The organism is Spirochaetota bacterium (assembly GCA_040756435.1).
Taxonomy (GTDB): domain Bacteria; phylum Spirochaetota; class UBA4802; order UBA4802; family UB4802; genus UBA4802.
In genome coordinates, this window is the sequence record JBFLZD010000072.1 from 1 (window position 1) to 14,942 (window position 14,942).

A 14,942-nucleotide genomic window follows, 5' to 3' on the forward strand; every position below is an offset into this window, starting at 1 on the left:
GGAGGCGGCGGGGGTGTACAATATTTTTTATTTTGTTCAAATTTCCATATTATATGAATAATTAATGAAAATTATTTATATTTATTATAAAATATATACTATTCATTTCTTTGAATAAAGTTGCAATTTATATGCTTAATAAGGAGGGTGATAATGCCTACCTATGAATATGTATGTACCTCTTGTAATGATAAATTTGAAATATTTCAGTCTATAAAAGATGAACCAGTAAAAACCTGTTCAAAATGTGGGGGAGAAGTTAGGCGTTTAATTGGTTCTGGTGCAGGAATTATCTTTAAAGGCTCAGGTTTTTATGTAACTGATTATAAAAATAATGGCAATGGCAAAACTGCTAAATCAACTTCTACAGAGCCAGCATGTGCAACCTGTGAATCAGGGTCATGCGGAGCAGATTTGGATTAAATAAAAATGAGTGTATATCTACTGCATAATGCAGTGGGTATACACTTATTATATGGTATTATTTTTTCATCATTAGATTTCTTTTCTGTCGATAGAGAGTGTGGAGGTACTTCTCTATTGCGATAATACCTGATGATGGTATAATCTCACCATTTAATTTTTTCCCAACAAGCGAATCACAGAATTCTTTAATTGCATCATACGAGCGAATTACAACAGGTGAAACTAAAATATATTCTATATCGGGTATCAGTAATTTTTGGCTGCGATGTGGATAAAGCACTCTACGGGCATTATATATTGGTATAACAATCTTTAAACCGGTATCTCGTAGTTCTTCAATTATTTCAGTAACTTGCGATTCATTTTCATCGGTTATATCCATAACCTCAGATAATGCAATTATATTTCTGTTTATTGAACTTATAGTATCATAAAGGTTCCTGGCCTGCTTGCTGAGTTGATGTACCGGTGATGAAAAAACCTGTGCTTGTGCAATTGGTTTAATTATTTTTTTTCTTCTAAACACAGAAAGTATAGCTTCAATAATACGTGAAATCAATGATTTCTTTTGTTTAATTTGTTTATTAACTGGTATTTGAGTTGATGTTTCAGTTTCTTTTTTTTGATTTTTATAATTATCAAGAATTTTTTGCAAAATTTCTTTTTGCTCTTGATTTAAAGTAAGTTCATCAACATTGTCATTAATGAATGTCTCTGCAATTTTAATAAGAATAGTATAATTTCTTTTCAGCTTTTCTTTTTCAAGGTAACCAAGCTTTTCAAACTTCTCTTTTTGATAATACATTAATTGATTTAAATCAGAAAGGTAATTTATAAATACAGGACCATCAACATAATACCATTGTTCATTTTCTGAATCATTGTAAGCTACTATTTTTGCAGTTTTCCGATAATTTGATTCACGCCATTTTTCAATCAGTGTTTCATCAATTTCTGGTATTGTGCTTATAATATCATCCTGTAAACATATTTTATGCTCGCGTATCAATGTGACAATATCATTATTAAATGCATCAACTGGATCAAGCAATGAATCTACTTTTAATAAACAGTTTCTAAAAGCCTGCAAATTTTTTACCTCAGCTAAATCAGTTTCTGTCAATAATGAAGCCAAATCATCTAGCAGCACATTAAAAATATAGTCTAATTTAGCATCACGATAATCACTGAAATCATACGATATAATACCAAATTTCTTTAATCTACGCAAAATCATATCAGCATGCTGTGCTATGATGTTTTTAAATGTCTTAAAATTGAGTGTTGATTTAACAGCTTGATAGTTGTCAGCATGAAAACAATAATCCTCGGCTAATTCAATATGATTTTTATCAATTGTGAAATGTTTAAACGTAAATATAGAATTTCCTAACTCTGATTTTATTATTCTGTTAAGATCGTTTTTATTTATTGATTTTTTTATAAGCTTTGAAAGATTAAATAGGCGGTATTGTTTTAAAAGTGTTAGTAAATTTTGTTTAGAAATCTCATCCCGAATTGACTGTAAGCGATTAAATTCTTCATCATGAATATCTACGCAATACTCTTCTTTTTCATTGATATCAAGCTTCTTTGTCTTCTCATCCACAGAAAAAGTGAATGTTATAAGTTTTTTTACATGATCAGGATATGAATTGAGCAACTGTGTAATCAAATAATTTATTTGATTATTTCTGGAGGTTGTAAATGGGATGGGGATATTTCGCGAAGATTGCAAAAATTGCATTGTTGCCATTTCCCGTTTGCCATCAGGGAGCGATAGTTCCTGCATACGAACTATTTCTGCCAGAATATCATATACATATGATTCTTTAGCCAGTAGTCCCTGAATAAAAGGGAAACGCTGTGCTTTATTTTCAATATTCATAGTATACTATAAACATCTGTAATTTTAAACCAGTCATTATTATTTAATGTACCTATGTCTTATTTAAATATAATAAATATAATAAATATAATATATTGAAAATAAGTAAAGTATTTTATTAAGTTAATTTTTCCAGTAAGAAAGAAATAATTGACTCTTGTTTTACGCTCACCTGATCTCCTGAGTGCATGTCTTTTATAGTTGCACAATTATTTGCCAGTTCATCTTCACCACAAATCAATGAAAATTGGGCATTTTCACGATCAGCCCGCTTAAACTGTGTTTTAAAACCTTTTGCCGCAGGGTCAAAATCACACGAAATATTATTCTTTCGTAATTCTTCTGCTATCTGCATAACAACAGGTAGTGCATTGTCGCCAGAATATGCAATGTATACGTCAAGTTTTTCTGTTACAGATAATTGTTCCAGTAACAATTCAATGCGTTCAATTCCTGCAGCAAATCCAACAGCGGGAGTAGGTTTCCCACCAAACAATTCAACTAAATTATTATATCGACCTCCTGCTGCGAAGGCATTTTGACCACCCAATTTTGTAGTAACAAACTCAAATGTTGTTTTTGTGTAATAATCTAAACCTCGTACCAGAAGCGGGTCATGAATATAGTTAATGGAATGTTTTTCAAGTAAATCGCTTGTTTGGCTAAAGTGTTGTTTACACGATTGACATAAAAATTGTGTAATTTTTGGTGCATTCTGTTTTAATGCTATGCATCCTTCAACTTTACAATCCAGTAGTCGCAATGGATTTGTGTGTAACCGTTTTTTACAATCTTCACAAAGATCATCTTCATGTTCGGAATAATACTTAAATAACTCACCTATATAGGGTTTGCGACACTCTGGACATCCAATAGAATTTATTAGCAAAGTATATTCTGTTATTCCCAATCTCAGAGTTATCTCATTCATTAATGATATGACCTCAAAATCATACCATGGGTTGTCACTGCCAAATAGTTCAGCTCCAAACTGATTAAACTGGCGCAGTCTACCTTTTTGAGGTCGTTCAGCTCTGAACATTGGTCCGTAATAAAAAAACTTACATAAAGCCAGTCTGTTATATTCACCGTTTTCTACATAAGCACGTACCATGGAAGCAGTGCCTTCAGGACGTAAGGTCAAACTTCTACCACCACGGTCTTCAAAGGTAAACATCTCTTTAGTTACAATATCTGTACCGTCTCCTATACCACGGGCAAAAACTTCTGTATATTCCATTATTGGTAAAATAACTTCACGGTAATTATATAGCCTGAATACTTCCTTTGCAGTATTAACTATATGATTAAATTTTGGTGTCCTGTCAGGAAGTATATCTTCTACACCTGGTGGCTTTTGAATCATTACAGTTTCCTCCAGAAAAATTAAAAAAGAATTATAGTCGTTTGCGTAAAATTGCCCATTGACGTAAAGGTTTGTCAAATATAATTGTTGCTATGGTATTGGGTTGTGCCATTGGTACTGAGGTACCATCCACTACAATATCGACAACTGTTATCGGGGAATCGTGTATCTGATTATGTACAATAGGATATAGTGCATCGTAACTATCGCCTTTGTATATAGGGTTGAATACTTTAACAAGGTTTTTTTGCTGATCAATACAATATCCCATAAATAATGTTTTTTTGATGTATGGAATACCGTCAAAGCTGCTATTATCAAACTCATTAAAAAGGTCATCAGTATATGGTCTGTGACTAACTAGATCAAGTTCATTTTGCCAAAAATTCTTATATTGGTTACTATCGCCACCATTTAAAAACGTATCAATTGCGTGCCTGTAGATACGCGTTACATTGGCTGTATAGTACAGTGATTTCATTCTGCCTTCTATTTTGAATGCGTTTACACCTGCGTTAATATAATCGGGTATCCTGTTGATTAAACACAAATCTTTTGAGGAAAGAATCTCAGTCCCATGTGCATATTCAATGATATCCAGATGATTGCCTGGCCGCTTTTCTTCAACCAGTGAATATTTCCACCGGCAGGGATGTGAGCAGTTGCCCTGATTGGCATCGCGGCCTGAAAGATAGCGGCTGAGCAAGCACCTGCCTGAATATGAAATGCACAGAGCACCATGGCAAAAAATTTCCAGCTCAATATCGGTATGCTGGCGTATTTGCTTAATTTCTTCAAGTGTGGTTTCTCTTGCTAGCACAATACGTGATATACCTTGCAATGCCCAAAATTTTACTGCTAAGTGGTTTAAGGTTGACATCTGCGTAGAAAGATGCAGAGGAACTTGTATATTTTCTTTCACCAGTAATGCCATTCCTGGATCAGAAATCATGATTGCATCAAATGGAATGTGTTTTATGTGTTGTATGTATTCAGTAACGAAAGGTATATCACACTCATGCAAAAAAGCATTTAGTAAAAATATTGCCTTTACGTTATGTTCGTGGGCATACGCTACCGCCTGTTCTATTTCAGGTATTGAAAAATTTTTTGTGGTTGCTCGTAAGTTAAACTGCTGACCACCAAAATATACCGCATCTGCACCGTAATGCACTGCTGCTTTGAGTTTTTCTAAATTGCCGGCAGGTGCAACCAGCTCAATTTTTTTGTCTGTCTTTAAAGCCATTCCGTATACCTTTTTGATAAAAATCAACAGCTTTGTTATGCTCAGATAGTGTTTTTGAAAAATAGTGCGAACCGTCATTGCGAGCAACAAAAAACAAATACGGTACTTGTGCCGGATTCAAAGCTGCAAGTATTGAACGTTTCCCGGGATTACATATTGGCGTTGGGGGCAATCCCGTATATCTATAGGTATTATATGGAGTATCCGAATCTAAATCATCATACGTAAGCCGTTTACCAAATTTTTTTAATCCATACTGTATGGTAGAATCGCAATCCAATTTCATTTTTAATTGAAGTCTGTTATAAAATACTGCAGCTATTAACGGGCGCTCACTGTTTATTTTTGCCTCTTTTTCAACCAGGGATGCTACAGTCAGTATAGTGTGAAGGTTTGAATATTGTACTTCTATGGATTCTTGAATATCATGGATCACCTTTTTTGTTTGGTTTACCAGGCGCAATATGATATCACGTGGATCAGTATTCTCAGGTATTACGTATGTATCGGGAAATAAATATCCTTCAGCACTTGAGGCACGTATTCCTAACGTTGCTAAAAATGACGGTGACTGAGCCCAATATAAAAAATCACCTTCTGTGCATATATCATTTGCAGCCAATACTCTAGCAATATCATATATGGTGTATCCTTCAGGAATTGTTATTCTCTTAGTTACAAATTTTCCCCTTGTTATTTTTATCAATATTGAAAAGCTGGATTCGCCATCATAGATACGATAGTTACCTGCTTTGACATCAGTAGCATTCAGGATGCGCCCCATGATGTAGAAAAACGAAGCGCTGGTTATAATGTTCCTGGATTTAAGAAAATATGCAACCTGATAAAGATTGGCACCTGGTCGTACAGTAATAGTTTCACCTTGCATGTTTTGCGGAGGGCTGTTAAAAAACCTGAATACGGTTGCCATAAAAATACATACTATAATTAGCGATAGTGCAGTTGCTTTTGTTTTCTTCATTATTTCCCTGATTTGCACCAAAATAAATATTTTGTTGACTTTACAAGCTTAGTTGCTATCTAATAACTTTTGTTTTTACAAATACTATTTTATCAATTAAAAAACTAATGCGCAGAAAAAATATCGCTATACTACTTTTTCTTTTTTGCTGTGTTGTTCTTTACGGACAGGAACCAGTAAAGCTGCAGCAAAAAAATGCTATTTATTATAATAAAAAGGGTTGGGAAAACCTGGAAACGGGCAATGCATTTTCGGCAATTGTTGCGTTTCAAAATGCCCTTGCCCAAAACCCAAAATATAAAGAATCATTATTAGGATTGGGTTACGCATATCTGCACACTGAAGGCTATACTGAATCTGTTAAATTATTTGATGCGGTGCTAAAACTATATCCCAATAATGAACAAGCACTATTAGGTATGGCAAAAGCATATACTGGTTTAGGCCGCTACCGTGAAGCAATGAAAATCTACGATACCTTAAATGAACTATCGTACACCAATAATGAGTCGCGGTATGGAATGGCATACCTGTACTATAAAATGGGTAAAATGCTATGGGCAAAACGCATGCTTAACAGGATTTTGCAAAATGATCCATATTACTACGATGCACTGCTACTGTTTGCTGATATAAAGGCAAAAGACAAACGCTTTGATGAAGCAATTGAACTTGTTAAAAAAGCCATAGATGCACGGGAAACATACCCTGACGCTTTTGTTAAATTAGCGGAGCTACTGTATCTTAAATATTATTATTCTGGCGATAAAGCATATTTAAATCAGGCTGCCAATGAATTGCAAAAAGCATTAATTATAAACAAAACACATCTGCAAGCAAATCGTGATATGGGTTATTTGCTATTTGTTCAGGGGGATTATCAAAATGCAATTACGTATTATGATGCGATAGTTACTCACTATCCAAACATTGTCAGCAATGAAATCCTGTATAATTTAGGCTTAATGTATGAATACAAAGGCGATATAAACCAATCGCTATCATATTACCAGAAAGCTCTATCTAAAGATAACCTTAATAGCCTCATTGCGATGAAGATGCGGCAGTTAAGTTTACTGGAACACATTAAGATAGGGCATCCTATTAGAATACAGAGCAGTAATGATGATTTTACTTCATCACAGGAACTGCGGAAAAAAGGATTTCCCGATTTATCAATGCTGTTTGTGCGTTTATCATTGGCAATGAACCCCAATAATACCACCGCACGTCAGGAGTTAATGCGTATATATGAAACACTGGATTATTATGAGCTTTACTATGATGAAATTAAAAAAATGCATACATTAAACCCCACACAAAAAACACAGGACATGATGAGTATTGCTGTGATGAAGCGAAGGGACAAGCTGTTTTTCCGTTTAGGCTATGATAAAGAAGAATTGTCACGTGATGTTCCACTGGTGCTGGTGCTTAATTTTACACCAGATGTTGCAGTACCTGCATTTGTTGATGCAGGATCTGTTATAGCTAATTCAATCAACTTTGCCATGGGTCAATTTGGTAGATATAGAAATTTTCCTTTAACACAACGACAAGAAATTATTAAAGAATTTCCATCAAACAATTTAGATGATATTTTAAATGTACCCAATGATAAAATTAATTCACATGAACTTCCCCAGATATCATATATAGTATATGGAGAATATACATTGTCGGGCAAATACATAGAAGTTGATGCAAAATTAATGGATGTAAAAACTGGAGTAGTTATTGCCCACTATAACGAATCTGACAATACCAAACACTCTTTGCAAACGATATCTCTGAATATAGCTAAAAATTTATATAGCACCATTCCATACTGGGGCAGAATTCAGTCTTACTCAGATGATATGGTGACAGTTAATTTAGGCAGTATTGATGGTATTGAAAAAGACAGCATTCTTGAAACATTTGTAGATAATGAAGACACCATTGATTCCGAAAAACCTCGAAAAAAAGTCATATTACAGGTCAAAGAAATTGATACAAGGGTACTTTTAGCCAAACCTTTTAACCCCAAAGATATTGACCTTCTTTCAAAAGGACAGGAAGTATATCCTGTTTCAAAACGCCGAGCAAAAAAGATAAAATAAAAACAGTAACACATCATTTTTTCAATATAAACTATATAATTTAGTGTATATAAAATTTATATAATGAAATATACTAATAAATCTTGACATATAAAATGCAATTTATACCATTGTGCACAAATGGGCTTATTCTAATTTTTTTGCATAAAATTTTATAAAAGGGAGTGGGACTATGAAGATAGCTGTCTTAGTTAAGCAGGTTCCAGATATGGAATCCAAATTCAAAATTATTGGCGACAGTAAGATCGACGAATCCCAGATTGCTTTCAAGATGAATGATTTTGATGAATATGCTGTTGAGGCTGCGCTGCAACTGAAAGAGAAATTTGGTGGTGAAGTAATTATCATTTCTGCAGGCCCCGAGCGAGCATCAAAAGAAATTCGTCAGGCATTTGCAATGGGTGGCGACTGGGGTATTCAGATTCAGGATGAGCAGGTTGATGCAGGTGACAATTTTGTGGTAGCATCAGCACTGTGCAAAGCTGTTGAAAGCTTGGGCGGTGTTGACCTGGTATTGACCGGTGTTCAGGCCGAAGATGACCAGGCAGCAGTCACCGGTGTTATGATTGCTGATATGCTTGGCTTGCCACACTGTACAAATGTTGTAAAAATTGAAGTTGGTGGTGATGGCAAATCAATGACCGTTAACCGTGAGCTTGAAGGTGGATTGAACGAAGTACTGGAAATGCCAATGCCTGCAGTTCTTACAATTCAGTCAGGTATTAATCAGCCACGGTATCCAACCCTTCCTGGTATTATGAAAGCTAAGAAGAAAAGACTTGATGTTAAGAAGGCTGCAGATTTAGGAGTAGCTGCTGTTGGTGATGCTGGTTCAAGGACAAAATTTGTTAAGATGTTCTTCCCGGTATCAGACCATAAGGCTGAAATTATTGAAGGTGATCCAAAAACCGCTGCTGCCAAGCTTGTTGAAAAATTACGCAATGAAGCAAAAGTGATATAAGGGGGTACACAATGGCACGTATATTAGTAATAGCAGAACAAAGAAACGGAAAAATAAGCGATGCTACATTAGAACTTTGCAAAGCCGCTAAGGCATTAGCATCTGCAATGGGTGCATCCCCTGCTGCTGCAGTATTCTATAAAGATGACAGTTTGGCAAAGGAAGTTGCTCAGTATATTCCAGAAGTATTTGCAGTAGTAGATCCCAAACTTGAAGTTTATAGTGCTGATACGTATGTTGCTGCTGCTAAGGCAGTGATAGAAGCACAGGATGTAAAGGGTGTGTTAGTACCCCATACCTACGATGGTACTGATTATGCCGCTAAATTGGCATTGAATTTAGGCTGCGGTATAGTTACAAACTGTAACAAATTTGAAGTGCAGGGTGGCGCTGTTGTATTTACACGTAACACCTATAATGGTAAAATACAAGAACAGCGTTCAGTAAAAACTGATAAATTTGTAGCTACTTTTGAAAAAGGTGCATTTGAAAAAGAAGCTGCTGGCGGTGCAGGTTCAGTTACGGCAGTATCAGCTTCTATACCTGAACCACGAAGAAAATTTAAACAGTTTGTTGAAACTATGGCTGGCTCAGTTGACATTTCGCAGGCCAAGATCATAGTATCTGGTGGACGAGGAACAAAGGAAAAGGATAAATATAACGATATCATCGTAAATTTTGCCAAAAAGCTTGGTGGCGAATATGCTGCATCTCGTCCTGTTGTTGATGCTGGCTGGACAGACGCTGCACGTCAGGTAGGTCAGTCGGGAAAAACTGTTACTCCAGATCTTTATATAGCTTGCGGTATTTCAGGTGCTATTCAGCACGTAGCTGGTATGAAAGGTTCCAAGGTAATTGTTGCCATTAACAAGGACCCTGAAGCACCTATTTTTAATATTGCTACCTATGGTATCGTGGGTGATCTTTTTGAAGTAATTCCTGCGATTATGGAACAGCTGTAATTGATAGGAAAATAATATTAAAAAAGGCACGGTTCATTTGCCGTGCCTTTTTTAATTTATATACTCACACCTGTTTATATGCTCATGCCTGTGTTAAAGAAGAATTTTAGAGTTGCTGCAAAACCAAAATCCCTTGAATTATTTAAACCTTTAGCAAACTCATTCTGAAAATATATATTCCCTAAGTTAAATCCAATAAAAAGGCTTGCTGCTGCCTCACCTTCTGTAAAACGCTTCCCTAACGCACTACTTGATTGTGCAGATGCAAATTCCCCACCAATACCTATGATACCGATATTGTTAATATTATAGAACAATCCACCATGCCCACCAAATGTATGTTCTCTATCATTTTTACTATAGGTCAGTTCATATACTGGGTGGATCACAACAATAAAATTTGATAGGTAAAAAAGATTTGGTATAGAAAAATGTGCCATATTTTCATCAATATCTACTCCGGTATGATGCTCTGCAACCAGGTCCATAAAATAATTACCACTGTTTGTACGGATAGTATTAAATACACCTCTGACCGACCATGATTCTGTTGAGTATTTGTTTTCAGCACGGGTAGTTTCTGCCTGAGTTAAGCCAAATTGAACTGAAACTCTTTCGGCTAATCCATAATACATACTGTAATTGGTAAAATATGAGTCCTGATCAGGAGCATCAGTATCATTGAATGAATATTCACCCAATACATCTGCAGCAAAATAACCTGTTGGATACACCATTGATTTATGGTGCAGGAATAAAAATGTATCAAAACATGCATACCCCGGCTGTACCAGAAAACTGGATACTGCCATAATAGCAACTATAATAAAAAACCGCTTAAACATAAAACACCCTCCTATAAAAGTTAGTATTAATTGTATACAAATTATTTATTAATAGCACTATATGTCAATAATATTTTTATATAAATATTATATAGTATGAATTATAATTTAGTAGTATTAAATAGCAATTCTTTTGTTTTTATATGTATGTTAAAATAATGGTCTATAAATAATAATGTATGGAAAAGAAGTTTTTGTATATCTGATGTGTTGTATAAATCAGTTTTAATATTCAAAAATTTTTTAGTCAATATTTCATAAATTAATGGAGCGGCTGCCTTAAACACAAAAGCATTGTTGGGAGCACATTGATTGCAATACGCAGTAAGTTGATATTCAGTCAAATACAGGTCATCAGTAATTTCTTTATGACAAAGTGAACAACGTAAATAATCAGGCATAATACCCGATAGTTTTAAATAATGAATGATGAATGAAAGTGCAAGTAAAGTATATGCATTGATTTTAGGTAATGTTTCAATAGCTCCCTTTAAAAGTTTATATATTGTACTATTAGGGTCATTGTGACCAGTGGTTTTTTCAACAACCTCCAGTAATAAAAAAAGCGTGATCATCGCCTGATAATTATCTCTTATTGATACTGTATCCAGTAAAAGTGAAAATTCCTTTACATGAAACATGGCTTTTTGTTCATTGTAATAATATACAAGGTGCACAACACTACCAGGTTCTATTGCAGCCTGACTGCGCCGTTTTGTTTTTTTGATTCCTTTAAATATAAATGTCCGTTTACCATGGTTTTGTGTATATATAATATCTGCAACGTCTGCTTCCAGAATAGGAATTTTTTTTAATACTATTCCTTCTGATTTAATGATTTCCATTGGATTTTAATTAGTATCAGAATTTTTTTGCGGAGTTAATGTGACAATAATCCTGCCAATGCGAGTACCCTGTATATCTTTTATTTTAAATGTTATATTATTATATTTTATTTGTTCATCCTTGTGAGGAATTTTTCCAAAAAGGTCAAACACAAAGCCACCTATTGTATCAAATTCCTGATCAGGTATAGTGCAACCAGTATGTTCATTAAAATCTGATATTGATAACCGTGAATCAACCTCCCAGGTATTTTTTGAAATTGTCTGTATCTCAGGGATTTCATCCTCGTCAAATTCATCGCGTATTTCACCAACAATTTCTTCAAGGATATCTTCTAGTGTTACAATGCCAGCAACTCCACCATATTCATCAACAACTATCGCTAAATGCAAATTTTGCTTTTGAAACTGAAGCAGCAGTTCATCCAGCGGCATTGTTTCGGGTACAAAATATGGCTTGTGCAAAAGCTTCTTTATAGTAAATTTCATTCGCCTGTCGATAATAAACGGCATAAGATCTTTAACATACAAAATGCCAGTAATATTGTCGATAGTTCCTGAATATACAGGTATCCGTGAATGACCTTCGTCAATAACACGCTTTACCAGTTCTTTTAACTGGATAGAATCCTCAACTGCATTAATATCTACTCGGGGTATCATGACTTCCCGTACATTCTTTGTGGAAAGGCTTAAAATGCCCTGAATCATTTCCTGTTTCTGGATGGCTAACTTATCAACTGGCACTGTTATATTTTTTTTATAGATAAATTTGAAGATTTTTTGTTTCAATAAATATACTATATTATTATTTTTAGTTTTTTTGGGCTTTTGCTCATCCGAAGCCATAGTGAATAGTATTATTTTACCTCCTTTTCTTATAATACAGCATAGTATTATTTTAATTGGCAAATTGTCAATTTGATTTTTTACATTCATTTATTATCAGCCGATAATGGGATTTTTTAATTTCAAAATACACTTGACAATAAACGGTATTTCTTTTTTTTAGACAACAAAAGAGCACTTTACTATTTTTAATTGTTTTACAATTATTTAAAATATTAATAAAAAGGAGTGGCCCTATGGATAGTATGCTTTTTTGGATAGCCCCTGTTGGGTCGATCATTGCTCTTTTATTTGCTTATATCTTCTATAAGATGATGATGAAAGCAGATAAAGGGAATGAAAAAATGATCGAAATTGCACAGGCTGTACGTGAAGGGGCTTTTGCTTATTTAAGGCAACAGTACAAGGTGGTCTCTTTGGTATTCGTGATTCTGGTAATTTTATTGTCTGTTCTTGCGTATTATGGGATCCAGAATCCATTTGTACCATTTGCATTCCTGACTGGTGGTTTCTTCTCCGGTTTATGTGGTTTTCTGGGGATGAATACTGCTACCCATGCATCATCACGAACAGCGCAAGGTGCCAAAGAATCCTTAAACAAAGGATTACAGGTTGCATTCCGTTCGGGTGCAGTTATGGGTTTAGTAGTTGTAGGTTTTGGTCTTCTTGACATTTCTTTATGGTACATTGTTCTCAACTGGGTTTATGATAATAATATCATGGGATTCAGCCAGGCATTAGCTCAAAAAATAGGTATTTTGACTGCAGGGCAGTCATTTGATGCTTCATTGCTTACTAATGAAGCTTTCAAGCATGGTAAACTGGTAGAAATTACGACAACAATGATTACTTTTGGTCTTGGTGCTTCTACTCAGGCACTGTTTGCTCGTGTAGGTGGTGGTATTTATACCAAAGCTGCAGACGTAGGAGCTGACCTGGTTGGTAAAGTAGAAGCAGGAATTCCTGAAGACGACCCTCGCAACCCTGCAACAATTGCTGATAACGTTGGCGACAACGTTGGTGACGTTGCTGGTATGGGTGCTGACCTGTATGAATCATACTGCGGTTCAATACTTTCAACCGCTGCTTTAGGTGCTGCATTGCCACTTGTTGGTATGGAAAACATTAATGCAGTTATTGCTCCTATGATTGTTGCAGGCCTTGGAATTCTTTTCTCTGTTATTGGTATCTTCTTTGTAAGAACCGAAGAAGATGCTTCAATGAAAACTCTGCTCAAGGCTCTTAACCGTGGTGTATGGGGAAGCTCATTCCTTCTGATTATTGCATTAGCTATTTTAGCACATGTGAAGATCATATCATGGGGTGTTTTTGGTTCTTCTATAGCGGGATTAATTGCTGGTTTAATTATTGGTAAATCAACTGAATACTATACCGCAGATGACTATTCACCAACTCAGGGAATAGCAAAGCAGCATACAATGGGTCCTGCAACAGGAATACTTGATGGTATTTCAACCGGTATGCTTTCTGCTGGTATCCCTGTTCTTACCATTGTTTTGGGTATCTTAGCTGCATTTGGCCTTGCTGGTGGATTTGGTTCAGAACCTGAAGCAGTATCCAAAGGATTATATGGTATTGCATTTGCTGCCGTTGGTATGCTTTCAACCCTTGGAATTACACTTGCAACAGACGCCTATGGTCCAATTGCTGACAATGCAGGTGGTAATGCAGAAATGAGCGGTTTGGGCAAAGAAGTAAGAACCAAAACCGATGCTTTAGATATGTTAGGAAATACTACTGCTGCTATTGGTAAAGGTTTTGCTATTGGTTCTGCTGCTCTTACTGCAATGGCTCTTATTGCAGCTTACATTGAAGAAGTTAAAATGTGGGTAAGTAAATATGCTGCACGAAGTGCCGAAGGTTTCTTCCAGGTAGGATCTGTTAAATTTTATAATTTTATGCCAGAAAACATCACAGCAGATTTAAACAATGTTTTGATTAAACATGCAACAATTGCTGATTTTGTACGTGCATATGATATAACACTGCTTAACCCAATGGTTCTGTGTGGCTTGTTCCTTGGAGCAATGATGGCATTTGTTATCTCAGCTCTGACTATTAAAGCAGTTGGGAGGGCTGCAGGTGCTATGGTTGAAGAAGTTCGTCGTCAGTTCAAAGAATTCCCTGGTATTTTGAAGGGAACACAGAAGCCAGATTACGCACGGTGCGTTATGATCTCAACTGCTGGTGCACAGAAGAAGATGATTCTTCCATCAATGCTGGCTTTAATTGTTCCTATAGCTGCTGGTTTACTGCTGGGAGTTGCCGGTACAACCGGTGTTCTGGCCGGGGCTCTTGCTGCAGGCTTCTCACTGGCATGTATGCTTAACAATGCTGGTGGTGCTTGGGACAATGCCAAGAAATTTATTGAAAAGGGTAACTATGGTGGAAAAGGTTCTGATGCACATAAAGCTGGTGTTATTGGTGACACTGTTGGTGACCCATTCAA

Annotated in this window: 12 protein-coding genes; 5 read left to right on the forward strand and 7 right to left on the reverse strand. The window is 35.6% G+C overall.

The genetic code is table 11. The annotated features are described in order from the left end of the window. Nucleotides 1–153 precede the first annotated feature (153 nt). Nucleotides 154–423: an FmdB family zinc ribbon protein gene (locus AB1444_14825; protein ID MEW6527927.1), complete on the forward strand. Its 270-nt coding sequence runs from the start codon at nucleotides 154–156 to the stop codon at nucleotides 421–423. Nucleotides 424–481: 58 nt separating this feature from the next. Here the strand turns inward: AB1444_14825 and AB1444_14830 are convergent, their stop codons facing one another. From AB1444_14830 to mltG, 4 genes are all read right to left on the reverse strand, one after another. Beyond that, entirely contained in the window at nucleotides 482–2,314 is a 1,833-nt protein-coding gene (locus AB1444_14830) for a hypothetical protein (protein MEW6527928.1), read from the reverse strand. A 118-nt stretch (nucleotides 2,315–2,432) separates the two neighbouring features. Next, nucleotides 2,433–3,680, reverse strand: a complete 1,248-nt coding sequence (gene hisS / locus AB1444_14835; protein ID MEW6527929.1) for a histidine--tRNA ligase — start codon at nucleotides 3,678–3,680, stop codon at nucleotides 2,433–2,435. Between the two features lie 31 nt (nucleotides 3,681–3,711). Next, nucleotides 3,712–4,926 carry a peptidase U32 family protein gene (locus tag AB1444_14840; GenBank protein ID MEW6527930.1) on the reverse strand — a complete coding sequence of 405 codons (1,215 nt, stop codon included), beginning with the start codon at nucleotides 4,924–4,926 and terminating at the stop codon, nucleotides 3,712–3,714. Then, entirely contained in the window at nucleotides 4,898–5,908 is a 1,011-nt protein-coding gene (mltG, locus tag AB1444_14845; protein MEW6527931.1) for an endolytic transglycosylase MltG, read from the reverse strand. Before mltG ends, AB1444_14840 begins: the two co-directional genes overlap by 29 nt. 107 nt (nucleotides 5,909–6,015) lie before the next feature. Between mltG and AB1444_14850 the strand changes: the two genes are divergently transcribed. From AB1444_14850 to AB1444_14860, 3 genes are all read left to right on the forward strand, one after another. Continuing rightward, complete coding sequence (locus AB1444_14850; GenBank protein MEW6527932.1) at nucleotides 6,016–8,010, forward strand: tetratricopeptide repeat protein; 1,995 nt, start codon at nucleotides 6,016–6,018, stop codon at nucleotides 8,008–8,010. Between the two features lie 172 nt (nucleotides 8,011–8,182). Then, nucleotides 8,183–8,971, forward strand: a complete 789-nt coding sequence (locus AB1444_14855; GenBank protein ID MEW6527933.1) for an electron transfer flavoprotein subunit beta/FixA family protein — start codon at nucleotides 8,183–8,185, stop codon at nucleotides 8,969–8,971. 11 nt (nucleotides 8,972–8,982) lie between these two features. After that, nucleotides 8,983–9,933, forward strand: coding sequence for an electron transfer flavoprotein subunit alpha/FixB family protein (locus AB1444_14860; GenBank protein ID MEW6527934.1), 951 nt, complete (start codon nucleotides 8,983–8,985; stop codon nucleotides 9,931–9,933). A 74-nt stretch (nucleotides 9,934–10,007) separates the two neighbouring features. Here AB1444_14860 and AB1444_14865 read toward each other — a convergent pair whose 3' ends face one another. The 3 genes from AB1444_14865 to AB1444_14875 form a co-directional block, all read right to left on the reverse strand. Beyond that, entirely contained in the window at nucleotides 10,008–10,778 is a 771-nt protein-coding gene (locus AB1444_14865) for a hypothetical protein (protein MEW6527935.1), read from the reverse strand. A gap of 101 nt (nucleotides 10,779–10,879) precedes the next feature. Continuing rightward, nucleotides 10,880–11,623 carry a DNA repair protein RecO gene (gene recO / locus AB1444_14870; protein ID MEW6527936.1) on the reverse strand — a complete coding sequence of 248 codons (744 nt, stop codon included), beginning with the start codon at nucleotides 11,621–11,623 and terminating at the stop codon, nucleotides 10,880–10,882. Between the two features lie 6 nt (nucleotides 11,624–11,629). Continuing rightward, nucleotides 11,630–12,562 carry a hemolysin family protein gene (locus tag AB1444_14875; protein MEW6527937.1) on the reverse strand — a complete coding sequence of 311 codons (933 nt, stop codon included), beginning with the start codon at nucleotides 12,560–12,562 and terminating at the stop codon, nucleotides 11,630–11,632. Between the two features lie 146 nt (nucleotides 12,563–12,708). Between AB1444_14875 and AB1444_14880 the strand changes: the two genes are divergently transcribed. Further along, nucleotides 12,709–14,942 (forward strand): sodium-translocating pyrophosphatase (locus tag AB1444_14880; protein MEW6527938.1); only part of this gene is annotated, 2,234 nt, incomplete at its 3' end.

What these genes read in the sequence shown, in the direction of transcription:
- mltG (MEW6527931.1), bottom strand. Translation starts at nt 5,908, where the DNA reads ATGAAGAAAACAAAAGCAACTGCACTATCGCTAATTATAGTATGTATT.
- AB1444_14830 (MEW6527928.1), bottom strand. Translation starts at nt 2,314, where the DNA reads ATGAATATTGAAAATAAAGCACAGCGTTTCCCTTTTATTCAGGGACTA.
- recO (MEW6527936.1), bottom strand. Translation starts at nt 11,623, where the DNA reads ATGGAAATCATTAAATCAGAAGGAATAGTATTAAAAAAAATTCCTATT.
- AB1444_14825 (MEW6527927.1), top strand. Translation starts at nt 154, where the DNA reads ATGCCTACCTATGAATATGTATGTACCTCTTGTAATGATAAATTTGAA.
- AB1444_14875 (MEW6527937.1), bottom strand. Translation starts at nt 12,562, where the DNA reads ATGAATGTAAAAAATCAAATTGACAATTTGCCAATTAAAATAATACTA.
- AB1444_14850 (MEW6527932.1), top strand. Translation starts at nt 6,016, where the DNA reads ATGCGCAGAAAAAATATCGCTATACTACTTTTTCTTTTTTGCTGTGTT.
- AB1444_14855 (MEW6527933.1), top strand. Translation starts at nt 8,183, where the DNA reads ATGAAGATAGCTGTCTTAGTTAAGCAGGTTCCAGATATGGAATCCAAA.
- AB1444_14840 (MEW6527930.1), bottom strand. Translation starts at nt 4,926, where the DNA reads ATGGCTTTAAAGACAGACAAAAAAATTGAGCTGGTTGCACCTGCCGGC.
- AB1444_14860 (MEW6527934.1), top strand. Translation starts at nt 8,983, where the DNA reads ATGGCACGTATATTAGTAATAGCAGAACAAAGAAACGGAAAAATAAGC.
- AB1444_14865 (MEW6527935.1), bottom strand. Translation starts at nt 10,778, where the DNA reads ATGTTTAAGCGGTTTTTTATTATAGTTGCTATTATGGCAGTATCCAGT.
- hisS (MEW6527929.1), bottom strand. Translation starts at nt 3,680, where the DNA reads ATGATTCAAAAGCCACCAGGTGTAGAAGATATACTTCCTGACAGGACA.